Source organism: Staphylococcus sp. HL28 (assembly GCF_021117155.1).
GTDB lineage: Bacteria > Bacillota > Bacilli > Staphylococcales > Staphylococcaceae > Staphylococcus > Staphylococcus warneri.
The window spans coordinates 2498880-2525382 of record NZ_CP088218.1 but is presented as its reverse complement, the minus strand read 5'-3'; the positions used below and the strand labels follow the sequence as shown (position 1 = coordinate 2525382).

Here is a 26503-nt window from a genome sequence, read left to right as displayed (position 1 = left end):
AAATAACTCCATCTTTCTCAAAATTTTTAAGTTATACACAAAAATAACACCCGTGGATAAAAATAATCACAGCATGTTAATAATTATCCACAAGTTAATCACAGACAGTGGATAACTTAAAGCACACTATGATTTATGCACAGCTAATTTGTATATAAATCTAATAAATAAATCCTTATAAAATCAATGATTAAACGACTTATCCACACAATTATACTTTTTCAGTAATATAGATGTCAAATGACTGTGAATATGTTCGTAAAAGATGTGAAAACTTGTGAACATCAACCTGATTGTCCACAAATTAAAAGTAATGTCATGTTGATAAGTGGATAACTTCGCACAATATTCATAATCGTTAAAAAATAGAGATTATAACAGTTTGGGAAATAATTTATAAAGCTGTATGAAAAATGAATATCCATTAAAAGCTAAATAAATTTGGGAGTGGTTAGTTTGATAATTAATATAGAAGAATCAATTTAAAATGAGCTTGCTTTATAAGTGGTAATTTGTTATATTGTAGTAGTTGCTTGAAATATGACTAGATAATAAGTATATTAAACCAAGAATTTCTTATAGCAGTCAGTTAATAAGAGGAATCTCTTATGTATAAGTTTGTTGCTATTATATTAATAGTTACTCACTTTAACAATTATCTATCTATAAATTTAACAGGGTTTTGATCCTGGAGATGTTAGATAACTTAATAAAGATGGAGGTGTTTTTACATGGTAAAACGTACTTATCAACCAAATAAACGTAAACATAGTAAAGTTCATGGTTTCAGAAAACGCATGAGCACTAAAAATGGCCGTAAAGTCTTAGCGCGCCGTCGTCGTAAAGGCCGTAAAGTTTTATCTGCATAAGATCACTGACTCATCAGTGGTCTTTTTTTTCGTTTTGAATACAGTAATTTATTCAAACATTAACAATCAAATGTAGTATTGTTTGTGTTAATTAATAGATGATAGAGAAAAACTTTTGACTGAAATCAGCGTTTTCAATATAAATGCTGGTTTATTTTTAGTTAAATTTTTGATGGTTTATAATACTAAGGTAAGAGAATTTGATAAGCGAGTGATGTTTGGTGGAAAAAGCGTACCGTATAAAGAAGAATGCAGATTTTCAAAAAATATATAAAAGTGGAAAGTCTGTCGCAAATAGACAATTCGTAGTATATACCTATGATAATAAAGAACAAGAACATTTTCGCTTAGGGATTAGCGTTTCAAAAAAATTAGGTAACGCTGTTACTAGAAATAAAATTAAGAGAGCGATAAGAGAAAACTTTAAAGTTCATAAACAAGATATTATAACGAAAGATATTATTGTGATTGCAAGACAACCAGCTAAAAAAATGTCCACTTTAGAAATTCAAGGTAGTTTAGAACATGTACTTAAAATAGCTAAAGTATTTAATAAGAAAATTCACTAGGGTAGGGGAGCTGGTTTTTAGACAAACGTAAGTCTAACTTCAGACAACCCGTAGTCTAACCCATGCATTTCGAACAAGATAATAGCTTTTTGAAATGAAACAATTTACAATATAATATTGAAAATTTACTTGAATAAGGAGGCCAGCCTAACAATGGACTTTGATACAATTACTAGTATTTCAACGCCAATGGGCGAAGGTGCGATTGGTATTGTGAGACTTTCTGGTCCACAAGCAGTTGAAATTGGAGATAAACTATATAAAGGTAAAAAACCATTAGCAGAAGTTGATTCACATACAATAAATTACGGTCATATTATTGACCCAGAAACAAATGAGATAGTTGAAGAGGTCATGATTTCCGTCTTAAGAGCACCTAAAACATTTACTAGAGAAGATATCATTGAAATCAATTGTCATGGCGGTATTTTAACTATTAATCACATATTAGAATTAACAATGACCCATGGCGCTCGAATGGCTGAACCAGGTGAATATACAAAACGTGCATTCTTAAATGGAAGAATTGATTTATCTCAAGCAGAAGCAGTAATGGACTTTATTCGTTCTAAGACAGATCGTGCTTCAAAAGTAGCGATGAATCAAATAGAGGGGCGTTTAAGTGATTTAATTAAACGTCAACGTCAATCAATATTGGAGATACTTGCTCAGGTTGAGGTGAATATCGATTATCCAGAGTATGACGACGTAGAAGATGCGACAACAGAGTTCTTATTACAACAATCTAAAAATATCAAACAAGAAATTAATCAACTATTAGAAACAGGTGCACAGGGTAAAATAATGAGAGAAGGTCTCTCCACTGTTATTGTAGGTCGCCCAAACGTAGGTAAGTCTTCGATGCTAAATAACCTTATTCAAGATAATAAAGCGATTGTAACGGAAGTAGCCGGTACTACAAGAGATGTATTAGAAGAATATGTTAATGTCAGAGGTGTACCACTTCGTTTAGTAGATACAGCAGGTATTCGAGATACTGAAGACATAGTAGAGAAAATAGGTGTTGAACGTTCACGTAAAGCACTGAGTCAAGCTGACTTAATCTTATTTGTGTTGAATAATAATGAAGCATTAACGGAAGATGACCAAACGTTATATGATGTTGTTAAAAATGAAGATGTAATTGTAATTATCAATAAAACGGATTTAGAAACACATCTAGACATTAATGAAGTTAAAGAAATGATTGGTGACACACCACTAATCCAAACTTCTATGTTAAAACAAGAAGGTATTGATGAATTAGAAATACAAATCAGAGATTTATTCTTTGGTGGAGATGTACAAAACCAAGACATGACTTATGTATCTAACTCACGCCATATTTCATTACTTAAACAAGCAAGACAATCAATCCAAGATGCGATTGATGCAGCCGAATCAGGTATACCAATGGATATGGTACAAATCGATTTAACACGCACTTGGGAGATTTTAGGTGAAATTATTGGCGAATCAGCAAGTGATGAATTAATTGATCAGTTATTTAGTCAATTCTGTTTAGGTAAATAGCGAATATAAATAGGGAAGTTAATCCAGTAGGGGTATATTTCTCAGACAAATAGATGAATGTTTAATAAGGAGGTTCAACAATTGGTTCAAGAATATGATGTAATTGTAATTGGTGCAGGCCATGCTGGAATTGAAGCAGGTTTAGCATCAGCAAGACGTGGCGCTAAAACATTAATGTTAACAATCAATTTAGATAATATTGCCTTTATGCCATGTAATCCATCAGTAGGTGGCCCGGCTAAAGGGATTGTTGTACGTGAAATTGATGCATTAGGTGGCCAAATGGCTAAGACAATAGATAAAACGCATATCCAAATGCGTATGTTAAATACAGGTAAAGGACCAGCTGTTAGAGCATTACGTGCACAAGCTGATAAAGTGCTATACCAACAAGAGATGAAGAATGTTATCGAGGATGAAGATAACTTAGATATTATGCAAGGTATGGTAGATGAATTAATTATTGAAGATGACGAAGTTAAAGGCGTACGTACAAATATCGGTACAGAATATCGCTCTAAAGCAGTGGTTATTACGACTGGTACATTTTTACGTGGTGAAATCATCTTAGGTAACATGAAGTACTCAAGTGGTCCAAACCACCAATTACCATCTGTCACATTAGCAGATAATTTAAGAGGATTAGGTTTCGAGGTTGTACGTTTTAAAACAGGAACACCACCACGTGTTAACTCTAAAACAATCGATTACTCAAAAACTGAAATCCAACCTGGCGATGATGTAGGACGTGCTTTCAGTTATGAAACAACAGAATATATTTTAGACCAATTACCATGTTGGTTAACTTATACTAACGACAAAACACATCAAGTGATTGACGACAACTTACATTTATCTGCAATGTACTCAGGAATGATTAAAGGTACAGGGCCAAGATATTGTCCATCAATTGAAGACAAATTTGTACGTTTCAACGATAAACCACGTCATCAATTATTCTTAGAACCAGAAGGACGTAATACTAATGAAGTATACGTACAAGGATTATCAACAAGTCTACCTGAACACGTTCAAAGACAAATGTTAGAGACGATACCTGGGTTAGAAAAAGCGGACATGATGCGTGCAGGTTATGCGATTGAATATGATGCAATTGTTCCAACTCAATTATGGCCGACGCTAGAAACTAAAATGATTAAGAATTTATATACTGCTGGCCAAATTAACGGTACATCAGGTTATGAAGAAGCGGCTGGCCAAGGTATTATGGCTGGTATTAATGCAGCAGGTAAAGTATTAGGTAAAGAAGAGAAAATCTTAAGTCGTTCCGATGCATATATTGGCGTACTAATCGATGATTTAGTAACAAAAGGCACAAATGAACCATATCGTTTATTAACATCACGTGCAGAATACCGTTTATTATTACGTCATGATAATGCTGACTTACGTCTTACAGATTTAGGACATGAGCTAGGTTTAATTTCGGATGAACGTTATGCGCAGTTTAATCATAAGCGTCAACAAATTAAAGATGAAATCCAAAGATTAACAGATATTCGTATCAAACCAAATGACCATACTCAATCAGTGATTGAAGCAAATGGTGGTTCTAAACTTAAAGATGGTATATTAGCTATTGATTTATTACGTAGACCTGAAATGACATATGATACGATTTTAGAAATCTTGGAAGAAGATCATCAATTACCTTCAGAAGTTGAAGAACAAGTTGAAATTCAAACAAAATATGAAGGTTATATCAATAAATCATTACAACAAGTTGAAAAAGTAAAACGTATGGAACAAAAGAAAATTCCTGAAGACTTAGATTATAGTAAAGTTGATAGTTTAGCTTCAGAAGCTAGAGAAAAACTTGCAGAAGTTAAGCCACTTAATATTGCGCAAGCTTCAAGAATTTCTGGTGTTAACCCAGCCGATATTTCAATTTTACTTGTATATTTAGAACAAGGAAAACTTCAAAGGGTGAATCAATAATGAGTATAGAATGGCTATCTGAGAAATTAAAAGAACACAACATCGAATTATCGAACACTCAAAAAGAACAATTTCAAACATACTATCAGCTACTTGTTGAATGGAATGAAAAGATGAATTTGACAAGTATTACAGATGAACATGAAGTGTATTTAAAGCATTTTTATGATTCAATCACACCAAGTTTCTATTATGACTTTAAGGGTTCATTATCAATATGTGATGTGGGTGCAGGTGCAGGTTTCCCAAGTATTCCATTGAAAATCATCTTCCCTGAGTTGAAAGTGACAATAGTCGATTCATTAAATAAGCGTATACAATTTTTAAATCATTTAGCGGACGATTTAGGTCTCCAAGATGTGAGTTTTGTGCATGATCGTGCTGAAACCTTTGGCAAGGGAGACTACAGGGAGTCTTACGATATCGTTACTGCCCGTGCTGTTGCGCGTCTAACTGTACTAAGCGAATTGTGTCTACCTTTAGTTAGAAAAGGTGGCCAATTCATTGCTTTAAAATCATCTAAAGGTGAAGAAGAATTAGACGAAGCCCAATTTGCAATAAATGTATTAGGTGGTAATGTTAAAGAAACCTTTAATTTTGAATTGCCAGAAGAAGCGGGAGAAAGACAAATGATTGTCATTGATAAACGACGACAAACATCTAAGAAATACCCAAGAAAACCAGGTACACCCAATAAATCTCCTTTACTTGAAAAGTAAGATATGATGATATAGAAATGAATGAGAGGGAGCGAATGGATTATGAAGAAACCTTTTTCAAAATTATTTGGTTTAAAAAACAAAGATGACATCATGGGTTCTATTGAAGAAGACCGAAATAATAATGTTGAGTCCATTCATATTGAACGTATCGTACCTAATCGTTATCAACCTAGACAAGTATTTGAACCAAGTAAAATACATGAACTTGCAGAATCAATTAAAGAGCATGGATTATTACAACCTATTGTAGTAAGACCTATTGAAGAAGATATGTTCGAAATCATTGCAGGTGAACGCAGATTTAGAGCAATGCAATCTTTAAATATGTCTCAAGCAGATGTCATTATCCGAGATATGGATGATGAAGAAACTGCAGTGGTTGCATTAATTGAAAATATTCAACGTGAAAACTTATCTGTAGTAGAAGAAGCAGAAGCATATAAAAAGCTACTTGAACTTGGTGATGTGACACAGAGTGAGTTGGCGAAAAGTTTAGGTAAAAGTCAAAGTTTCATTGCTAACAAGCTACGCTTACTAAAATTAGCACCTAAAGTCATTACAAGATTAAGAGAAGGTAAGATAACTGAGCGACATGCACGTGCTGTACTCGTATTATCTGAGGAAGATCAAGAAGCGTTGATTGAACAGGTCATAGCTCAAAAGCTTAATGTGAAACAAACTGAAGATAAAGTACGTCAAAAGACAGGACCTGAAAAGATTAAAGCACAGTCATTCCAATTTTCACAAGATGTAACACAAGCAAGAGATGAAGTAGGTAAAAGTATCGAAGCAATACAACAATCTGGTTTACATGTTGAACAAAAAGATAGAGATCACGATGATTATTATGAAATTAAAATCAGAATTTATAAGAAGTAAGTAGAACTCCTTTTGTCATTGAGATGAAAGGAGTTTTTATTATGATTTAATATTAATAGAAAGTTCAAACTAGTTAAGTAATAATTAGAAAATTAGGTCTATTGATTTTATTGTTTACAATTGATAAAGTGCGTTTTACACTAAAAGTAAACGAAACGTTTCGTTTAATAATTAGCAAAGAAGGATTATTGTGTTCGGAATATCTATATCAAGTGCGATACTTCATTTTGTAATCGGTGGATTTGCGGTTGCTTTAGCATCAATTATAGCAGAAAAAGTTGGCGGTAAACTAGGTGGTATTATAGCTACAATGCCCGCAGTTTACTTAGCAGCAGTGATAGCATTAGCCATAGATCATAAGGGCGATGAACTCATTAAAATGTCTATGCATTTAAGTACAGGCGCGATAGTAGGCATTATATCGTGTATTTTAACTGTATTTTTTACCTCAATTTTTATTTATAAGAAAGACTATAAAAGCGGTACAGTATTTGCCATGTTGTGTTGGCTTGTAATTTCTGTGGCGATTTTTGTAGTTAGACATATATAAAAGGAGGTACATTTTAATGAAATTAACAATTATTAAATTTTTAGTTGGTGGATTAGCAGTATTAATTAGTTATATCGTGTCAATGGTACTTCCTTGGAAAGAATTCGGAGGAATATTTGCTACTTTCCCGGCAGTATTTTTAGTATCTATGTGTATTTCTGGAATGCAATATGGTAACAAAGTGGCAATGCATGTGAGTCGAGGAGCAGTCTTTGGTATGACTGGCGTTCTGTTTAGTATATTAGCGACATGGGCAATGCTCAACCTAACACATATGTGGTTGCTTAGCATTATTGTTGGATTTATAGTATGGTTTGTAAGTGCATTTATTATATTTGAAATCGTGGAGTACGTAGCACGTAAAAGAAGGGAAAAATATGGCTGGAAGACCGAAAGACCCAACAGTAAATAAAAAAATTTATGAAGAAATTAACCGTTTGTTAGAAACAACACATTTTAAACATATGACGATAGATCAAATTGCAGAGAATACGAGTGTCTCTAAGGCAACGATATATCGGCGTTGGAAAGACAAAGAGTCAATGATTGTAGATATGTTTGTAGATCAATCGCGAATCATTGAACCAGAATATGACAATCTGTTTGATAATCTATATGATTTTCTAATTAAAGTTATGAAAATCTATAAGACACCATTAGGTAGTGCTGTTATTGAAATATTAATAAGTAATCAACAGACAGAAGCACGAGAAAAATTTATGAGAGATTACTTTGAACACAATAGAACGATTTTAAAATCCATTATTAGTCAACATATCGAAGAAGACAATCAAGATTTATTCATCGATATCATATTCTCTCCTATCTACTTCAATATATTAATCAAACCACAGTCTCTCACAGAAGCATATATTGAGAAAATGTTAAAAATGATACTAAAAGCATATGATGTATAGTTATAGTTCGATAGCGTTCCTGAAAAAGGAGCGTTTTTATTTTGAAATAATATATAAAGGTAGTCTAAGGTAAGTCTTTCAAATACTGTTATAACAAGATGTAAAAACATTTTGACAGAACAATTAATGAAAATGTAAATCAAATTTGGTAGTTTTATTTTAAAGAAAACGTTTCTATATGAGTATCACTTTAAAGAAAAGTGAAATACTTTTTAACTAGAAAATTAAGGAGACAGAAGCATGAATATAAGCCATCAAATTAAATTATGCCGTGAAAATAAAGGATATTCTCAAGAATATTTAGCTGAGAAACTATATGTATCTAGACAAACTATTTCGAATTGGGAAAATGAACGTAGTTATCCTGATGTCCATAATTTAATAATGATGTGTGAGTTATTCAATGTGTCACTAGATGATCTAGTTCAAGGAGAAATTCATATGGAGCAAAGAGAGTTAGTAAAAAAGAAGTTTGATTTTTGGACGTATATAATGTTAATACTTCTGATAGGTTCACTTATATTATTAGGGCCCTTAATTGTGTATTTAAGTTGGTGGGGCTTTGCTATATTTTTACTATTGTATATGGTCGGGATATTTGCAGGTGGAAATGTTGATAAAATTAAATATAAAAATGGCATGGATAATTATGATAGAATTGTTGCTTTTATGAATGGAAAAGATCCTAATGAAGTAAATGTTAGTAAACGAAGAGCAGTCATAATTGATATTTTCATCTTTATTTTAGTAAGTGGTGGCTATGGAGTAATAGGAATGCTAAGTATTTATTTAGCTTTTAAATTTTTATAAGTGAAATAGAAAATATTTTTACATTTTAAATACCCTTTGATAGCATGTATTTTAATAATAAATATAATTTAAAGGATGGTTGCATGCGTTATAAAAAGCTAACAGGGATATTACTTACGTCATCATTGATATTAGGAGCATGTTCCGGACATGATGATCATGAAAAGATAAATAAAAATGACGATGAAAAGTTACCACCTATTCCTAAGAAAGTGTTTGTAGATCAACAATCAAATAAGCAATTATCTGAAAAGGAATTAAAGAATAGTATTAAGACATACTTAAATACGAATAAGGATTTAGCAGATAATATTACTGATTTAGGCTCGGAAACTAAACTCAATAAAAAAGATAAAAAGAAACTAAATAAATTACAACATATGTCTAAAGAAAATGACCAAAACTTTGAAGATTATATTAGAAAAAATGAGTTACCAAAAGGATATAAAAAGGGCACGGAATTAGCAGGAAAATATACTAAAGAAACCAATGACTATTTAAATCAATTAACTTCAAAATTACAAAAGTTAGATAAAAAAGATACAAAAGAAATCGATAAATTAAATTCAAAATATAAAGATAAAGTGAATGGTAAACAACAGAAGAAAGTAGAGAAGTTCTTAAAAGATAAAGATATTGAAACAAAAGCATTTGAAAAGTAATTCAATATAACCAATAAAATTCCCAGTTCCGAAGCGGTTCTGGGAATTTTTAATATTGATTACATGCCAGATAAACTTTGCATAGAATCCTGCATACCTGCACCAATTAAGCCAAAGCCAATAGTTAATACTAAGGCAACTACTGCCCAAATAATAGATGCTTTTTTAGATAATTTACTAGTACCAAAATAAACTGCAAATATTAAATAAGCTGATAATAAGTTAGATAAACTAAATGGTACTAAGTAATTATTTCCTTTATCAAATACATTGAGACTATCTAAATGTGTTTCTGGAATAGTTAAACCAAACAAGGCTTGAATACCATATACGATAATTGTAAAAACTACTGTAATTATTGAATATGAAATTGTAGCGGAAAAAATCTGAATAGCACTTGCATCAGATTTCATAATTTTTGAAATAACTAAGAAGATAACAAAAGTTATTAGTATACCAAAAATAATTGCTCCAATAGATTGCCCGATGAACGTTGCTACATTAAATTGGTTTTGCTTATCAATTTCAGATTGACTTAAACCTGCTTGCTTCAAGGCTTTGGTATTATCTGTAATATTTAATGCTAATGCCATAGATACAAAAGTTAAAACAATAAATATGATTAACTTTACAAGCCATTTTGGATTTTGTCGTATCTTTCTAAAATGGTCTACAAAAGGTAAGTTAGATTGTGATGCTTCAGGTTGTGTTGTATTCGTTTGTTCCATATATGTATCTCCCCTTATTGTTATTTTAATAACAGAATAACATTGTTAAATAATTTTTAAAATATCAATTTTTATTTTAAATAAGTATAAAAAATAGAGTAAGTAAAAGAAATACAAAAACTTTTTCATTATTATCAAACTTAAAATAAGCTTAAATCTCCTTAAATTAAATATATATAATAATTAAAGTATGTTATCATGCAAAATATAATACATTTTAAGGAGTATAGGACATGAAGAAAAACATATTATGGAGTATTATCGGCGTGGCAATCATTCTACTTCTAGTTATTGCAGCGTTCATCGTGAAACAGACAACAGGCTCTGGTAATAAAGATAGTAATGGTTACGATACATATACAGTTAAGAAAGAAACACCGATTAGTCTAGAGGGTAAGGCATCTCCGAAATCGGTCAAAACATATAATAACAATAGTCAAATTGGCACATTCCAGAGTCCAGCAGTTGATGACGGGCAAAAGGTCAAACAAGGGGATCGTCTCCTAAGTTATGATACGAACAATAGTAAGCGTCAACAACTGGCAAACAAAGTAGATCAAGCACAAAACCAAGTGAATGATGATTATCAAAAAATCAATCAAAGTCCTAACAATAATGAGCTTCAATCTAAACTGACACAAGATCAAAGTTCACTTAACGAAGCACAACAACAATTGGCACAACATGACAAACAAATGAACGATAGTATTTATGCGGCATTTGATGGTAAGGTCAATATTAAAAATGGCGAAGATGCTGGCGACGGTCAACCTGTCTTACAGCTTATTTCAGACAATCCACAAATTAAATCAACTGTCACGGAGTTTGATGTTGAGAAAATCAAAGAAGGTGACAAAGTTGATGTCACAGTAAATAGTAATGGTAAAAAAGGTAAAGGTAAGATCCTTAAAATAGATGAATTACCAACCAGTTATGATGATAGCGCTAGTGGTGAAGCAAGTGGCGCACAAGCAAGTGCAGGTAGCCAAGGTGACGAAGGTCAAGATGGTGGTAGTGCCGCACAAGCTTCAAATCCAACGGTAAATAATCCATCTGGTGGTAAAGAAGGCGATACATCTAAATACAATGTCATTATTGGTGATTTAGATATTCCAGTACGATCAGGATTCTCAATGGATGCGAAAATTCCATTAAAATCTTTAAAACTACCTAACGATGTTTTAACAAAAGATAACGATGTCTTTGTATTAGATAAAAATAATAAAGTTCACAAACGTGATATTAAAATCGACCGCAACAATGGCCAAATTATTGTGAAAAAAGGACTTAAAGCTGGTGATAAAGTCATCAAAAATCCTAAAGGTAATTTAAATGATGGAGAAAAAGTTGAGGTGTCATCATGATTGAATTGAAAAAGATCAATCGACATTTCAAAAATGGAGACGAAACGAATCATATTTTAAAAGATATTGATATTCATATTGATGAAGGTGAATTTATCGCCATTATGGGACCATCAGGGTCGGGTAAAAGTACATTAATTAATATTCTAGGATTTATCGACCGTGGTTATGAAGGCGATTACCTTTTTAACGGTGACAATTATAAAAAAGCATCAGATAATCGTCTCGCAACGATACGAAATCATACGGTAGGATTTGTGTTTCAAAACTTTAAATTAATTCAAAATAATACCATTCTTGAAAATGTCAGTATTCCACTTATTTATAATGGAATGAGTAGTAAAGACCGTAAAGCCAAAGTGTTAAAAGGATTGGAAGATGTTGGTCTACATCAGAAGGAAGACTTACTTCCTAATAAATTATCAGGTGGACAACAACAACGTGTCGCGATTGCGAGAGCGATTATTAACGAACCTAAATTTATCATTGCCGATGAGCCAACAGGGGCATTAGATTCTAAGACATCAAAAGATATTATGGATTTGTTTGTGTCGTTAAACAAAGAAAAAGGAACAACCATGATTATGGTAACGCACGATCGTGAGGTAGCGAATAAAGCTGATCGTATTATTCATATTTTAGATGGTCGTGTGAAAGAGGAAGAGGTGCTGACGCATGAATAACTTTTCTAATATTTTATCCGTCGCCTTTCGCTCTATTTTAAAAAATAAGCGTCGTAATATCTTTACGATGATTGGTATTATTATCGGTATAGCGGCCGTGATTACGATTATGTCTCTGGGAAATGGGTTTAAAAAAACAACCAACGAACAGTTTGATGATGCCGGTGCAGGGAAAAATCAAGCGTCTATTTCATATATGACACAAGACATGAGCGCACCAAAAGATAATCCATTTAAACAAGAAGATATTAGTGTTGTAGAACAAGTTAAGGGTGTCAAAAGTGCAAAAATTAAAGAAAGCGAAGATAGTACATACTCTGCCAAAGTAACGAATACACATGGCAGTGGTGAAATCAGTTTAAAAAAGGCTTCTCATATGTCAGGGGTCGATGAAGGCCATGGTTTTACGAAAGATGATAACGATACACAGGAGAAAGTCGTTGTGATTGATAGTAAAGTGGCGAAAAAGGTATTTCACAATGCGAAAGCAGCTGTTGGCAAATCCATTTATATTAATGGCGAAGGATTTAAAGTGGTTGGTGTTGGCGATGCAAGTGGCCAAGACGCGAGTGGTATGCCACTTGAATCCGTGGTCCAAATGCCAACTAAAACAGCGAATCACTATATGAGCAACTTATCTCAAGGGACACCACAACTGCAAGTGACTGTGAATGATGGTGAAAATAAGAAAGATGTAGGTAAAAAAGTTGAAAAAGAATTGAATAAAAAAGGGACAGGCGTATCTGATGGCCAATATAGCTTCGCGGATAATGAAGAATTAATGAAAAATACTCAACAAATTGTTGATATGATTACTTACTTTGTGGCAGCTGTGGCAGGTATTTCGCTATTTATCGCAGGAATTGGTGTTATGAATGTGATGTATATTTCTGTAACCGAACGTACCGAAGAAATCGCGATACGACGTGCCTTTGGTGCCAAAGGTCGAGACATTGAAATGCAATTTTTAGTCGAAAGTGTTGTGTTATGTCTACTCGGTGGTATTATCGGTTTAATCCTAGGTATTATCATCGCTACCATTGTCGACTTAGCAACACCAGATATGGTTAAGAGTTCCGTCAGTCTCGGGTCAGTCATCCTAGCGGTAGGCGTATCCACATTAATTGGTATTGTCTTCGGTTGGATCCCAGCTCGAGCAGCCTCTAAAAAAGAATTGATTGATATTATTAAATAGTTAACATCATAAGGCACTCGTACCTATTGAAGTACGAGTGCTTTTTATCATTATTATTAAGATATTTACTCTGATTTATTAATCGGAAGTTGTCTATCATCGAATATTTGTAGATGATATAATATATAAGTCGCCTATCTCTCAGGCGTCAATTCAGACGCAGAGAGGAGGTGCATTATTTTGCTAAACATTTTCGTTCACATCCTAGCACCAGTCATCAGTGGCTGTGCTGTTGCGTATTATACTTATTGGCTTAGTAAACGCAACAAATAATTAATAGGCGACTTTATAAGCCAGCATCGAAAAAATCCCCACACTACTGCAATAGTGTGGGGATTGGTGCATTAATTGCTAATCATTTTCGTTACCTAGATTATAACACTGGTTAGTAGAGGAATGCAAAATAATAAAGATACTCATATAATATATTCATTCTGCTTTGAATAATGTTTTTAAATCATTAAAAAAAGGACTCGAGTATTGAATAATACCTTCATTACCATTTAAAGCATTCTTCTTTAATTCAATAGCCATTACTAATTCATCTGGGACCTCAAACGGTGATTTAATCCCCCATTCAGAAGCCTTTTTAAATCCAAATTTAGCATAATATTCTGAATGTCCCATTACGATAACTGATTCAAAATTTAATTCCGTCGCTATATTTAAAGCTTTTTGTATTAAACTTTGACCTATACCTTGATTTTGATAATCAGGTAAGACGGAAACAGGCGCTAAAGCTAACGAGGCTATCATTTTTTCATTATTAATTATAAAAACTCTAGATAATAATATGTGACCTATAATTTTATTTTTGTGTAAAGTAACTAATGAGAGGCTTGGGATAAAAGCATCTGAGTTTCTTAAATTAGAGACTAATCTATGTTCATCATGGTTACTATAAGGTTCATTAGCAAAAGCTTTTTTTATAACGTCTTCTGTAAATTTATAATCTTCTTTTTTCTCTTCTCTAATAATAAAGTTCATTTTACCACCTTATTTAAAAGTTATTGATAAAGCATTATATTTTAATGATTTTATTATATCTATAATGCATCAACATAATTATCGCTACTGTGATAGCTATAGAGATAATCATGACATGTTTATTCTCTATAAAGATAATGCTCACGAGATATGAAAGAAGTAATAGAGCTAATGCATAAATAATATGCTTAATATAACGGAATTCTGCATGGAAATAGGGTGCATTTAACCAAATACCAATGAAAAAGGCTAAAATACTTAAGTACATCAAATTAACTTCAAAATATGAATTTAGTTTAGTGTTATCGCTAAAAACTAAAGCTGCATTAAGTGTCCCTAAGGCAATGTTAATTAATAGGTGTGTATATACTAATCGGAAACCGATAGATCGTTGTTTATGATTGATATAGTTTTCAGTGATTAACCAATATGTACCAAACATACATACTAAAATTAAAAATTGGAAGATATAAATATAGCTAAAATTAGTAATACTAAATATTGAAGCAAGACCTACTATAACTTCACCAAAAATAATAATTGTTAGTAAAGAAAAACGTTCGACTAAATGCATCATATTGACCGGTGAGTCTTCTAAATATTTTCTAAAAGGAATCAAACCAGTACCAGCAATAAACACGCCTAAGAATGCAGGAACATAATGAACACTAGACGGTAATAATAATGCTAGAAATGATAATGTAGATACAGTTAAAGCTACGGTAGCAAATGACTGACATGTACGCTTATCGGCATGGCTTAGTTTTCGGCTCGTGTGTAGGGTATACTGCAATCCAATACTTAAATACAGAAGTGCAACACAAAAGAAAAAAGGTTTAAATGTTTTTTCAAAATCAGGATAGAGACTGTTCGAAAGGAAGATCAATATAAACATATTTACCATCATAAAAATAATATCTTTTGTTACCTCATCACCAAAACGATTAGTAAAAAATGTTTGATGTGACCATAATATCCACAAAATTAAACTCATCATGACATATTTGAAGAATAATTCAAACGATATTGTACCATGATGTGCATGCAAGATAACGTGTGCAATTTTTTGAATTGCATATACAAATTTTAAATCAAAGAATAACTAGTGAAAGCCGGCCTTTTTAAATTCTAAGTGTCGATTTTGAGACATTGTTGACATGCTTGTCCTCCATTTACATTGATAGTTGTGCACAGTTATTTATGTTAAATCGTATAAAGATAGTAATCGTGATACCTGTAAAGTGATTTTTTCTTTTTCTTGTTCGCGGTCATTACTATTTAAATAGATATCTAGTAAGCCAATAATTCCACTACTAATAAAATTAATATATAAATGATAATCTAATCCTTTATTAGTGGCGACTGTTACTGGTAATTTTTTCTTAAATTCTGATTCGATAAATTTAAGCAATCTTTTTTTAAAACTTGAAGCATTATTAATATTGAAAAGTATCATGAAAAAAGCTTTATTATTTTCGAAAAATTCAAACCATAATTGTGTGCCTTCTCGTACACCTAGGCTTTTTTTAGTTTCGCCAATTTGTTCGAGTTCTGTAATCTTTTCAGATACGATTTGGTCTAATAAATCATATTTATCAATATAGTGTAAATAAAATGTCTTTCTCCCTACTTGAGCGTATTCTGTAATTTCTTTAATAGAAATTGAATCAAAATCCTTTTCGAAAAATAATGTCATAAAGGCGTTATTGATACTTGCTCTGGTCTTAATAACACGTAAATCTTTGATATTCATTATAAGTCACCTCCATTTTTAACCCATTATTCAAAATATGTGTATTAAACCACATATGTTACTAGTTGATAATTGAATATCTTATCTAAACACTCTATGATGGCATTATACACACGAGAGTAATAAAATTCTACAGCGAATTAATTTTTTATGGAGGAATAAAATTTATGAAACAAGCAGTTAATTTTAAAAGTAAAACAAATTTATTAGCAGCAAATTTATATACACCTGAAAACTTTGATAAAAGTAAAAAATATCCAGCAATTACAGTATGTCATCCAGGCGGAGGCGTTAAAGAACAGACTGCAGGTATGTACGCAGAGAAATTAGCAGAATTTGGTTATGTAACAGTTGTCTATGATGCATCACACCAAGGTGAAAGTGAAGGCTCACCTAAATATTTAGAAGATCCATTTGCTAGAACAGAAGATGTGAGAGCTTCAGTGGATTATCTTACAACTTTGGACTTTGTAGATAATGATAGAATCGGTGCACTTGGTGTTTGTGCAGGTGGTGGTTATACAGTCAGTGCGGCAAGAACAGAACGTCGTATCAAAACATTAGCTACTGTAAGTATGGTTGATATTGGTGCACTATTCCGTAAAGGACCTGGTGATGTTGTATCTATTGATGATCAACTTGCATTTATGAATCAAGTTGCTGACCAACGTACAGCTGAAGCAAACGGTGCTGATTATGGTGTGACAGGTTATGTGCCTGAAGAAATTGATGATTCTATGCCTGAAAATTCAACAATGGTACAAGGACACTATTATTATTTAACTGAACGTGGTCAACATAAAAATGCACCTAATAAAATCTTATTAAGAAGCTTTTCTGAAGTATTAACATTTGCACCATTCACATATATTGATGAATTGTTAACACAACCATTCTTATCAATTGCGGGTACTGAAGCAGACACTTTAGAGTATAGCGTTGATGCTGTTGAAAAGGCAGCAGGTAACAATAACGAATTATATAAAATTGAAGGCGCATCACACGTTGATTTATACGATATTCCAGAATATGTTAATCAAGTATTACCAAAACTTGAATCATTCTATAAAGAAACACTATAAATTTCATAAGGTGGTATAAAAATGACTCGTATTTTAATTGTTGGTGCTAGTGGTCAAATTTCACAAGAAGCAATTGATTTATATTTACAGAACACGGATTTGGATTTAACACTATTAGCAAGAAATAAAGCGAAATTACCTGAATATGATTCCAATCGAGTTACAATTATTGAAGGTGATGCGACAGATAGAAATGCTGTTGCCAATGCCATGAAAAATATTGATACTGTGTTTGTTAGTTCTACAGGTGAAAATTTAGGAGAACAAGCTAAGACAGTTATAGAAGCAATGAATGATAATGGTACGGAACGCTTAATTTTTGTTACTTCTCTTAATACACTTCATGAAGTGCCAGGTCAATTTGGTAAATGGAACGATGAAAATATTGGATCTTATCTTGCACCATTTAGAGAAGCTACTGAAGCAATTGAAAGTTCAGATTTAGACTACACAATATTTAGACCGGCTTGGTTAACGAATTACGATGAGATTGATTATGAAGTAACACAACGAGATGAACCTTTTAAAGGGACTGAAGTGTCTCGTAAAAGTGTGGCAGATTTAGCAGTCAAAATTTCTCAGGATCCTAAACTTCATTCAAAAGAAAATATTGGATTAAATAAACCTAATACAGACGGTGATAAGCCTAGTTGGATGTAAGTGAAATGTCTTAGTGATTAAAAAAATACTGTAAGTAGCAAATATATAGTGACTTTGAAATAAGTATCAATTATCAATCAATATCAAAGGGACAAACAATGATTTAGCGTTGTTTGTCCCTTTGAATTCGGATTATCAATTATGTCTATTTTATATTTACCCATCATCACACTATTTTTACGCATTTTTACCAAGAAAAACTTTATATTTTTATTTAGTTTACAATCATTTAAAAATTAGATGCTTAAGGTAAACAAATAAATTAATATATTTGTTTAACCGTATAAGTATTTATTAATGAAAATAGTATATAATACGTCCGATTAGGGTGTATATTAATTATGAGGTGAAAGTCAATGATCGTAGGTTATGCGAGAGTATCTTCGATAGATCAAAATTTAGAAAGACAACTAGAAAATTTAAAAACATTTGGAGTAGAGAAAATCTTTACAGAGAAATAATCGGGAAAGTCAGTATAAAATAGACCTGTATTTCAAGAAGCACTTAATTTTGTGAGAATGGAAGATCGGTTTGTAGTGGAATCGATTGATCGTTTAGGTCGTAATTATGATGAAATTATTGAAACTGTGAATTATTTAAAAGAAAAAGATGTACAGTTAATGATTACCAGTTTACTTATGATGAATGAAATCATTGGTAATCCTTTATTAGATAAATTTATGAAAGATTTAATCATTCAAATACTAGCAATGGTTTCAGAACAAGAAAGAAATGAAAGTAAACGTAGACAAGCGCAAGGGATACAAGTTGCGAAAGAAAAAGGAATATTACAAGACAAACTATTTATAGAATTAAAAATGATAGTAAGTTTTAATAAAAATACAATAAACAGAGAAAATCCTCATTTTTTCAATAAATATTGTGACAAAAACAACCCAAACAAACCACTTTAAATATGAAGGTTTTGATATGTATAAAATTAGTCATGTGTTAGATAGTCATAAAGTTAACTTAAAAAAACACTAGTATTTAATCATAAACCACATTATTTATTATTTTTTATGAAGAACAGTTACTTTGCATTTTTGCAATTTAAATTATATTTTTTACTTTATATTTAAAATAAAAAGCGCGAAAGCTTTTGATACTGAAAATTGCTCAGTGTTTACGATTGCTCTTGCTAGATTCATGTTTAAAGTTTTAGCTTGTGTAGCTGGATTAGAAAAATTTTACGTGTATGTTCTGTTACTAGAGCTTGATACTATTGGTATAAATACCATATTGTGTATATTCCATTTACACTGTCCCCCTTTCTAATTTTAAACCATCTTTATTTGCTACATAATTAACAAGATTTGGGCAAGGAATATATATAGACTAATGAAATAGTTTTGTATTTAGAAGAAACATATAGTGAAAAATTACAAATATTAGTTTTTTAATTTGAAAGACTGTTAATAAATGAACTTTTAGAGTAAACTCTAATCATAAAGTAATTTAGAAACATTGTATTAAAAGGTTAGTTGATTTAAAGTAACTAAACTAAGGGGTGTTATCTATGAAAGCAGCAGTTTGGTATGGTCAAAAAGATGTAAGAGTTGAAGAACGTGAACCTAAAGAATTACAGGACAATGAAGTTAAGGTTAAAGTATCTTGGGCTGGCATTTGTGGTACAGATTTACATGAATACTTAGAAGGCCCTATATTTATTTCAACAGAAAAGCCAGATCCATTCTTAGGTCAAAAATCGCCAGTTACATTGGGTCATGAATTTGCAGGTGTGGTAGAAGAAACTGGTTCCCAAGTTACAAAATTTAATAAAGGCGATCGAGTTGTAGTTAACCCTACAGTTTCAAAACGTGAAAAAGAAGAAAATATTGACCTTTATGATGGTTATTCATTTATAGGCTTAGGTTCTGATGGTGGATTTGCAGAGTTTACAAATGCGCCGGAAGAAAATGTTTATAAACTACCAGATAATGTTTCTGATAAAGAAGGTGCGCTTGTCGAACCAACAGCCGTTGCAGTTCAAGCAATTAAAGAAGGTGAAGTTCTATTTGGTGATACTGTAGCTATTTTTGGTGCAGGACCAATTGGATTATTAACAGTCGTAGCAGCCAAAGCAGCTGGTGCAAGTAAAATATTTGTTTTCGATTTATCAGAAGAAAGACTAAGTAAAGCTAAAGCACTAGGCGCAACTCATGCTATAAACTCTGGTAAGACAGATCCAGTTGATGTTATTAATAAGTATACAGAAAATGGTGTAGATGTATCTTTTGAAGTGGCTGGTGTAGCACCAACACTTAAATCTTCTATAGATGTTACAAAAGCAAGAGGTACAGTTGTTATCGTTTCTATTTTTGGTCATCCTATCGAGTGGCATCCAATGCAATTAACTAATACAGGAGTAAAACTTACTTCTACAATTGCATACACACCTACTACATTCCAACAAACAATTGACTTAATCAACGAAGGTAATTTAAACGTTAAAGATGTAGTTACTGATGAAATTGAGTTAGAAAATATCGTAGAATCAGGATTTGAACAACTTGTAAATGATAAATCTCAAGCAAAAATTTTAGTTAAATTATAATATAGACTATAAAACTAGTAGAAGGAGAATCTTCAAATTAGAGATTCTCCTTCTACTAGTTTTTTTGTAATTATTAGTTTTACCTATATCATTTTTTATTATTAAATATTATGTTTGTTAATTGAATAAATATTAATGTAGAGGTGTAAATCAACGGTTGTAGGTTATGATAGGGCTCTTCCATATCATTTTTTGAAACATCTTTAAAATTAATATGTAATTATATAAATAACTAACTTAAATACTTTCGATTCATGATTATTTACTGTTATGAATAAAATGTCATTACTCTGTTTATAATAACGAGATTTAAACCGACTTTACAATAAACAAGATTATACAAATAATAAAATTTGTAATATATTGTAATATTCTGTAATATATTGTAATATTACTTTAGAAAGACATTTAACTATTAAAGGAGTGTTAATAATGAATACTTTATCGAAGCGTTTGTTAACAGGTACTTTAGCAGTTGGAGTGGCTTTGGGTGTTGGCGTTGAGGATCTTTCACATCATGAAGCTCATGCGGCTACGCAACCATATTATAATTATCATGGTTATACATCATCACAAAGTGATTTTATTTTAGATAAAAATTTTATTAATGCCATTAAAAATGACAATTTCACCATTAATGGATATAAAATTACTGAAAATAGTAAAGGCAATGATAATGATACAATTGAAAAATTTGATCAACAATTTTATTTACCTAGCAAAGGCAAAGCGGATGGTGTGTGGTTCCAATTAAAACCAGGCGTAGTTTCTAAAGCTGAATTAGTGAAAACTTATGGTAAGCCCTTAAATAAGCCATCTGGAACAGCCCATGGAAATGAATATTTATATCAATTTAATGAAAAACAATTACGCTTTTTAGAGAATAATGGTTATATTACTGAAGTCGGTATCCATAACGGAAAAAGTTAAGTGATAAAATAAAAATTTTATATGGAATTCATTTTTTACAATTTTACTAGCCTAGTTATAGCAAAGTTGAGAAAAATTGAGTAATCGCAAACGGTTGGTGAGACAGGTCATCAGCCGTTTATTTTATATAAAGTAAATAAGGGGATTAAAATATGTATTTTACGCAACTAACAGAGACAGAATATTACAATTTTATTCAAAATAATATGGTCCATTTTACACAATCTATTGATCAATATAAATATAGAAAAGCAAAAAATGATCAAGTCCACCTAGTCGGTGTTAAAAACAATAACAATGAGGTTGTCGCAGCCTGTTTACTAACGGAAGCTAGAGCATTAAAAATATTTAAGTATTTTTACTCTCAAAAGGGGCCGGTATTAGATTTTAATCATCTCGAATTAGTAAAATGCTTTTTTAAAGGCTTAACAACATATCTACAAAAAAGACGTGCACTATTTGCTTCTATAGATCCGTATATTTTAGAAAATGTTCGAAATACCGCTGGAGATATTGTGACACCGATTAATAATAAAGAATTAATTCATACATTACATCAATTAGGTTATCAGCACCAAGGTTTAACGATTGGCTATTCTCAAAAGAGTCAAATTAGATGGCTATCTGTACTAGATATGGAAGGGCAAAAAGAAGAAGATGTCATAAAAAATATGGAATATAAGACCAGGCGTCACGTTCAACATGCGATTGAAATGGGTGTTAAGACAATAACGTTAGACATATCAGAAATTGAGCGCTTTTATCAATTATTTAAAATGGCTGAAGAACGACATCATTTTAAATATAGGGCAAATCCATATCAATTTTTTAAAGAAGTACTGTTAATGTATCCGAATGAGGCAATGATTAAGCTTTCATATATTAATTTAGATGATTATAAAAATCAATTAATTAAAAAGTCATCTGAAATAGCTAAAGATATAGAAAACACAAAAGATAAGTTAAATGAGCATCCTAATTCTAAAAAGAGTAAGAACAAGTTAAAACAGTTAGAACAGCAATGGAATAGTAACGAAAAGAAAATTACAGAAACACAAGACATCATTCAAACAGATGGGCATGTTATTGATTTAGCAGCAGCCTTATATATAGCTACAAAAGATGAAGTTTATTATTTATCCAGTGGTTCAAATCCACATTACTATCAATATAAAGGTGCGTATGCTTTGCAATGGCATATGATTAAGTTTGCTTTAAAACATGAGATTCCTAAATATAATTTTTATGGTATTACTGGAGATTTTAGCAAGACAGCAGATGATTTAGGCGTACAACAGTTTAAAAAAGGATTCGGAACTCACATTGAAGAATTAATTGGAGATTTCATTAAGCCTATCCACCCATTATTGTATAAAGTTTTCCGATTGTTAAATGAATAATATGATGAAAAAAAGGTGGTATTCAATATGACTAATCATGATGAAATGAAGGAACAACATCAGGAAAATCAGAATGAAGATTTGTCAAAAGATCAAAATGACGTTTCACCGAAAGGAAATATAGCATTAAATATCCTCATTTTGATAGGTTGGATGATTCTAGCACAATTACCTATTATTATCATACTTACGATTACAAATTTATCGGTTAAAATGGACACTTTGAAAGCTACAATGTCCACCGTCTTATATCTCATTGTTGTATCAGTAGTGGTTTGGTTAATTAGACGGTACTATAGACGGCATACTTATGAACATACGGGCAAATTTACGACGAAAGACATTGGTATTAATATAGGGTGGGCAGTCTTACTTCGTATTATTGTCTATGCATTTTTGTTCCTTTTATACAAAGTCACAGGGTCTGCTCAAACAAGTAACGATAAGCTATTGTTTGGTGACATGAATCAACAAGCGACCGATGCAAGCCAGCTTGCACAGGTATTTCCTTTTATCGTTTTTGTAATTACTATCAGTTTTATTGCACCATATCTTGAGGAACTAATATATCGAGGTATATTCAAAGAGACTTTATTTAAAAAGACTTCATTTTGGTTACCGTTCATTATTTCTTCAATCGTTTTTGGTTCACAACATGGTATTAATAATATCATTTCATTTATTATGTATACATCAATGGGTATGGTATTTTATCTTGCCTACTCACGTAGAGGTAATATCAAAGATAGCATGATGGTTCATATGATTCATAATAGTATTATTGGAATAGCCATTTTAGTAGGGTATTTATATATAATGTTCAAATGATATTAAAAAAAGAGTAATGAATTAAAAAAGAATGGAGTCTCAGAAAAATTCAGCAAATGAGTTATTAGTATATAGTTATAAATCAACAAATCAAGGACCCGGCGTGATATTTAGTATAAAAAATAATAAAGTGACAAATATAAATATTACGCATAGTGGTATTGGATTTTAAATCATAAATGATAAAAAAAATATAAATTTGAATGATATAGGCCATCAAGTGGATATAACCTCTCCAGAACAAATTGAAAAAATGTATAAAGATATTGATAATATTGATGCAGTTGTCAGTGCAACAGGCGGTGCTACATTCAAAGCGTTGTCTGAGATGAGCTTAGAAGAAAATAATGTAGCGATTCAAAGTAAGTTATTGGGCCAAATCAATTTAGTATTAATTGGTCAACACTATTTAAATGAAAATGGCAGTTTTACGTTAACATCAGGTATTATGATGGACGATCCTATAAAACTAGGATCTTCAGCGGCAATGGCTAATGGCGGTATCGCAGGTTTTGTGACTTCAGCTGCTTTAGAATTAAATCATGGATTAAGAATTAATAATGTTAGTCCTAATGTAGTTGAAGAAGCATTAGATAAGTATGGAGAATTCTTTAAAGGTTTCACAGCAGTACCTGTCGATAAAGTAGCTAATGCATTTGTTAAAAGTGTAGAAGGTGCACAAAAAGGGCAAACGTATCGAGTGTATTGATTTTATTATAATTAATTATATATTGTTTTGATATTTTATATAAATATGTTAGAATTTCTTTTAGTGAATTGTAATTTATATAAATTGAATTTTAACTTGAGGTAGTTTTAAACTATCTCAAGTTATTTTTTAGAATTATTGTATAAATAGAAAGGTAAGTTTATTGAATGAATGCACCATGGATTATATTAAAAGAGCACATTATAAATATATATCTAATAAGAAGATTGGCTGAATTTCAAATTAAGATTACAAATAAGAATAATTATTTAGGAGTAGCATGGGAATTGATTAATCCAACAATACAAATCATGATTTATTGGTTTGTTTTTGGATTAGGATTTAGAAGTAATAGGATAATAGAAGGCACACCATTCATTTATTGGTTAATTGTTGGTATTTGTATGTGGTTTTTTATTAATCAAGGTATTTTAGAAGGAACAAAAGCAATTACTACTAAGTATAATCAAGTTGCGAAAATGAATTTTCCGCTATCCATTTTACCTAGTTACTTAGTGGTAAGTAAATTCTATGCTCACTTAATGCTACTATTTATAATTATGTTATTGTGTGCAATAGGTGGATATCTACCAACTATGTATACTATTCAACTTTTAATTTTTGTACCGTATACGTTGATTTTTACAATGGTTATTTCATTATTAACATCTACTTTAGGGATTATTATTAGAGATACACAGATGGTTATTCAAGCATCTATGAGAATAATATTTTTTGTTTCATCAATATTATATTTGCCTACAAACCAAATTGTATTAAATGTAATCAAATTGAATCCTATATACTTTATTGTTGAAGGTTATAGATATTCAATTTTATATCATAAGTGGTTTTTTTCTGATCATTGGAAGTTGCTAATATATAATTTGGCATTATTGTTAGTAATTTATATAATAGGAGCTTATTTACATATTAAATATAGAGAAAAGTTTGCTGATTATCTATAAAAATGGTGAATCATAGATTAAATGATTCACCATTTTTATAAATTTTCTTATTCTTTAGGCACATCTTTAAGATCGTATTTGCTTAGGTCAATTTTACCGACATATTCTTGGTTTTGAGGTGTGTTGTTTTCGAAAACTGTCACTTTATTACTATTTTTATATACAGCAATGGTGTTTAGACCACCTACGCCATCAGTGTTATAATAAGGAATTTCATAATAAGATCCTTTATCAGTAATATGACCAGTTGTTTTTAAACGTTTTGTATCGAAGTCAAATTTTTTAGCGGCAATATTATAAGCATCATTTATTAGTTTTTTAGCATCTTTTGATTGTGCTTTCTGTGTTGTCGATGCTTTTTCTTGAGTTTGTGTTGTTGAAGCATGAGCAGGTGCAAATGATACAATAGATCCAGTTAAAGCTAAAATTGATAAACTTGTTAAGACTTTACGTTTCATATAAATCCATCTCCTTTTTTGGTTGTTTTTATTTCGTAATCTTAACGTAACATAAATGTAATAATAATATCTAGTGATTTTATAAATAAAATTCTAAAATTTACATTTTCTTTATATATTGAGATTTTAATTAACAAAAAATTATAATTATAATCCTAATATAGATGTTGGAAACTTTGATTATGAGAAAAAATATATAAATACAAGGCTAGATAATAAATTTTATTATTAATATAAATAGTGCCGTATAAAATGAATTAACTCAGATTATACGGCACTTTATTGTTATTTATTTTGTAGGTCGAGCGGCAATAATTACGTTGATTAGTGCAGTTATGAAATATATTAAGAGTGTGAATATCGCAATGATTTTGATATCAATGACAAAGGCTAAAAATGTGATGACAAATGCAATACCACATATTTTAGGACAGACATTGTTGCTATTGAGATTATTAAATCGTCGTTGTGTTAAGGCAGTTTGAGCAATACCCATGATCAACGGGATTAACATCAATATGATTTTAGTGAATACACTAAAGTCTTCTAATAAACCGAAATTGTCATACGATATTGTTACAAAAGTGTATTCAAGAATCAATATGAGTGTATTGATAATAGTAGGTATCCAAAAACCTTGTCGACTGGTTTCTTTTTGATAATTAAATGTATTAGTCCAAAAGTCGATATAATGATAAACAACGTGATACTGTTTGGTTTCCATATACTGT

General features: G+C 31.1%; 27 protein-coding genes and 3 pseudogenes. 24 read left to right on the top strand and 6 right to left on the bottom strand.

Annotation, left to right across the window (positions count from 1 at the left end):
• Window positions 1-731: 731 nt before the first annotated feature.
• The 11 genes from rpmH to LPC11_RS12290 all read left to right on the top strand — a co-directional run bounded on the left by rpmH (window position 732) and on the right by LPC11_RS12290 (window position 9470).
• Complete coding sequence (gene rpmH / locus LPC11_RS12340) at window positions 732-869, top strand: 50S ribosomal protein L34 (RefSeq protein WP_000240855.1); 138 nt, start codon at window positions 732-734, stop codon at window positions 867-869.
• Between the two features lie 221 nt (window positions 870-1090).
• Complete coding sequence (gene rnpA, locus LPC11_RS12335) at window positions 1091-1438, top strand: ribonuclease P protein component (protein ID WP_023374461.1); 348 nt, start codon at window positions 1091-1093, stop codon at window positions 1436-1438.
• A 153-nt stretch (window positions 1439-1591) separates the two neighbouring features.
• Complete coding sequence (gene mnmE / locus LPC11_RS12330; protein WP_023374462.1) at window positions 1592-2971, top strand: tRNA uridine-5-carboxymethylaminomethyl(34) synthesis GTPase MnmE; 1380 nt, start codon at window positions 1592-1594, stop codon at window positions 2969-2971.
• Between the two features lie 81 nt (window positions 2972-3052).
• A complete protein-coding gene (gene mnmG / locus LPC11_RS12325; RefSeq protein ID WP_015365426.1) occupies window positions 3053-4930 on the top strand; it encodes a tRNA uridine-5-carboxymethylaminomethyl(34) synthesis enzyme MnmG in 1878 nt (625 codons plus the stop codon).
• Window positions 4930-5649, top strand: a complete 720-nt coding sequence (gene rsmG / locus LPC11_RS12320; RefSeq protein ID WP_023374464.1) for a 16S rRNA (guanine(527)-N(7))-methyltransferase RsmG — start codon at window positions 4930-4932, stop codon at window positions 5647-5649. Before mnmG ends, rsmG begins: the two co-directional genes overlap by 1 nt.
• 42 nt (window positions 5650-5691) lie before the next feature.
• Complete coding sequence (gene noc, locus LPC11_RS12315; protein WP_002451543.1) at window positions 5692-6531, top strand: nucleoid occlusion protein; 840 nt, start codon at window positions 5692-5694, stop codon at window positions 6529-6531.
• Window positions 6532-6721: 190 nt separating this feature from the next.
• On the top strand, window positions 6722-7081 hold the full coding sequence (locus LPC11_RS12310) for a DUF3147 family protein (protein ID WP_023374465.1): 360 nt from the start codon (window positions 6722-6724) through the stop codon (window positions 7079-7081).
• Window positions 7082-7097: 16 nt separating this feature from the next.
• Window positions 7098-7493 carry a DUF3147 family protein gene (locus LPC11_RS12305; protein WP_023374466.1) on the top strand — a complete coding sequence of 132 codons (396 nt, stop codon included), beginning with the start codon at window positions 7098-7100 and terminating at the stop codon, window positions 7491-7493.
• The gene (locus LPC11_RS12300) at window positions 7459-7998 is read left to right on the top strand and encodes a TetR/AcrR family transcriptional regulator (protein ID WP_023374467.1); all 540 of its coding nucleotides are present in this window, start codon (window positions 7459-7461) and stop codon (window positions 7996-7998) included. Before LPC11_RS12305 ends, LPC11_RS12300 begins: the two co-directional genes overlap by 35 nt.
• Before the next feature lie 240 nt (window positions 7999-8238).
• Entirely contained in the window at window positions 8239-8808 is a 570-nt protein-coding gene (locus tag LPC11_RS12295; protein WP_023374468.1) for a helix-turn-helix transcriptional regulator, read from the top strand.
• An 83-nt stretch (window positions 8809-8891) separates the two neighbouring features.
• Window positions 8892-9470 (top strand): NDxxF motif lipoprotein, encoded by a 579-nt coding sequence (locus tag LPC11_RS12290; RefSeq protein ID WP_023374469.1) that lies wholly within the window; start codon window positions 8892-8894, stop codon window positions 9468-9470.
• Between the two features lie 59 nt (window positions 9471-9529).
• Here LPC11_RS12290 and LPC11_RS12285 read toward each other — a convergent pair whose 3' ends face one another.
• Window positions 9530-10198, bottom strand: a complete 669-nt coding sequence (locus LPC11_RS12285) for a YIP1 family protein (protein ID WP_023374470.1) — start codon at window positions 10196-10198, stop codon at window positions 9530-9532.
• A gap of 233 nt (window positions 10199-10431) precedes the next feature.
• On the opposite strand from LPC11_RS12285, the gene LPC11_RS12280 reads away from it, so the two are divergent.
• The 4 genes from LPC11_RS12280 to LPC11_RS12265 all read left to right on the top strand — a co-directional run bounded on the left by LPC11_RS12280 (window position 10432) and on the right by LPC11_RS12265 (window position 13713).
• Window positions 10432-11562, top strand: coding sequence for an efflux RND transporter periplasmic adaptor subunit (locus LPC11_RS12280; RefSeq protein ID WP_023374471.1), 1131 nt, complete (start codon window positions 10432-10434; stop codon window positions 11560-11562).
• A complete protein-coding gene (locus LPC11_RS12275; protein ID WP_002466413.1) occupies window positions 11559-12245 on the top strand; it encodes an ABC transporter ATP-binding protein in 687 nt (228 codons plus the stop codon). The genes LPC11_RS12280 and LPC11_RS12275 overlap by 4 nt, the downstream gene beginning before the upstream one ends.
• Window positions 12238-13440, top strand: coding sequence for an ABC transporter permease (locus LPC11_RS12270; RefSeq protein WP_023374472.1), 1203 nt, complete (start codon window positions 12238-12240; stop codon window positions 13438-13440). Before LPC11_RS12275 ends, LPC11_RS12270 begins: the two co-directional genes overlap by 8 nt.
• Before the next feature lie 180 nt (window positions 13441-13620).
• A complete protein-coding gene (locus LPC11_RS12265) occupies window positions 13621-13713 on the top strand; it encodes a type I toxin-antitoxin system Fst family toxin (RefSeq protein ID WP_107566284.1) in 93 nt (30 codons plus the stop codon).
• A gap of 156 nt (window positions 13714-13869) precedes the next feature.
• On the opposite strand, the gene LPC11_RS12260 is transcribed toward LPC11_RS12265, so the two are convergent.
• From LPC11_RS12260 to LPC11_RS12250, 3 genes and pseudogenes are all read right to left on the bottom strand, one after another.
• Entirely contained in the window at window positions 13870-14427 is a 558-nt protein-coding gene (locus LPC11_RS12260) for a GNAT family N-acetyltransferase (protein ID WP_231307293.1), read from the bottom strand.
• Window positions 14428-14461: 34 nt separating this feature from the next.
• Window positions 14462-15586 (bottom strand): annotated as a pseudogene (locus LPC11_RS12255) (low temperature requirement protein A).
• A 39-nt stretch (window positions 15587-15625) separates the two neighbouring features.
• Complete coding sequence (locus tag LPC11_RS12250; RefSeq protein ID WP_023374474.1) at window positions 15626-16180, bottom strand: TetR/AcrR family transcriptional regulator; 555 nt, start codon at window positions 16178-16180, stop codon at window positions 15626-15628.
• A gap of 167 nt (window positions 16181-16347) precedes the next feature.
• Between LPC11_RS12250 and LPC11_RS12245 the strand changes: the two genes are divergently transcribed.
• From LPC11_RS12245 to LPC11_RS12205, 9 genes and pseudogenes are all read left to right on the top strand, one after another.
• Window positions 16348-17262 (top strand): alpha/beta hydrolase, encoded by a 915-nt coding sequence (locus tag LPC11_RS12245; RefSeq protein WP_023374475.1) that lies wholly within the window; start codon window positions 16348-16350, stop codon window positions 17260-17262.
• 21 nt (window positions 17263-17283) lie between these two features.
• Window positions 17284-17922: an SDR family oxidoreductase gene (locus LPC11_RS12240; RefSeq protein WP_023374476.1), complete on the top strand. Its 639-nt coding sequence runs from the start codon at window positions 17284-17286 to the stop codon at window positions 17920-17922.
• A 356-nt stretch (window positions 17923-18278) separates the two neighbouring features.
• Window positions 18279-18722, top strand: a pseudogene (locus LPC11_RS12235) (recombinase family protein); the annotation flags it as partial.
• A gap of 719 nt (window positions 18723-19441) precedes the next feature.
• Window positions 19442-20479 (top strand): 2,3-butanediol dehydrogenase, encoded by a 1038-nt coding sequence (locus LPC11_RS12230; protein ID WP_231307292.1) that lies wholly within the window; start codon window positions 19442-19444, stop codon window positions 20477-20479.
• Between the two features lie 432 nt (window positions 20480-20911).
• The gene (gene isaB / locus LPC11_RS12225) at window positions 20912-21409 is read left to right on the top strand and encodes an immunodominant staphylococcal antigen IsaB family protein (protein ID WP_023374479.1); all 498 of its coding nucleotides are present in this window, start codon (window positions 20912-20914) and stop codon (window positions 21407-21409) included.
• A gap of 152 nt (window positions 21410-21561) precedes the next feature.
• A complete protein-coding gene (locus LPC11_RS12220; protein ID WP_023374480.1) occupies window positions 21562-22809 on the top strand; it encodes an aminoacyltransferase in 1248 nt (415 codons plus the stop codon).
• A 27-nt stretch (window positions 22810-22836) separates the two neighbouring features.
• Window positions 22837-23637, top strand: a complete 801-nt coding sequence (locus LPC11_RS12215) for a CPBP family intramembrane glutamic endopeptidase (RefSeq protein WP_023374481.1) — start codon at window positions 22837-22839, stop codon at window positions 23635-23637.
• Window positions 23638-23851: 214 nt separating this feature from the next.
• Window positions 23852-24346 (top strand): annotated as a pseudogene (locus LPC11_RS12210) (short chain dehydrogenase); the annotation flags it as partial.
• Between the two features lie 167 nt (window positions 24347-24513).
• A complete protein-coding gene (locus LPC11_RS12205) occupies window positions 24514-25314 on the top strand; it encodes an ABC transporter permease (RefSeq protein ID WP_041613803.1) in 801 nt (266 codons plus the stop codon).
• Between the two features lie 47 nt (window positions 25315-25361).
• On the opposite strand, the gene LPC11_RS12200 is transcribed toward LPC11_RS12205, so the two are convergent.
• Both LPC11_RS12200 and LPC11_RS12195 read right to left on the bottom strand, forming a co-directional pair.
• The gene (locus LPC11_RS12200) at window positions 25362-25772 is read right to left on the bottom strand and encodes a hypothetical protein (RefSeq protein ID WP_023374482.1); all 411 of its coding nucleotides are present in this window, start codon (window positions 25770-25772) and stop codon (window positions 25362-25364) included.
• A gap of 289 nt (window positions 25773-26061) precedes the next feature.
• Window positions 26062-26496 (bottom strand): hypothetical protein, encoded by a 435-nt coding sequence (locus tag LPC11_RS12195; RefSeq protein ID WP_023374483.1) that lies wholly within the window; start codon window positions 26494-26496, stop codon window positions 26062-26064.
• Window positions 26497-26503: the final 7 nt, after the last annotated feature.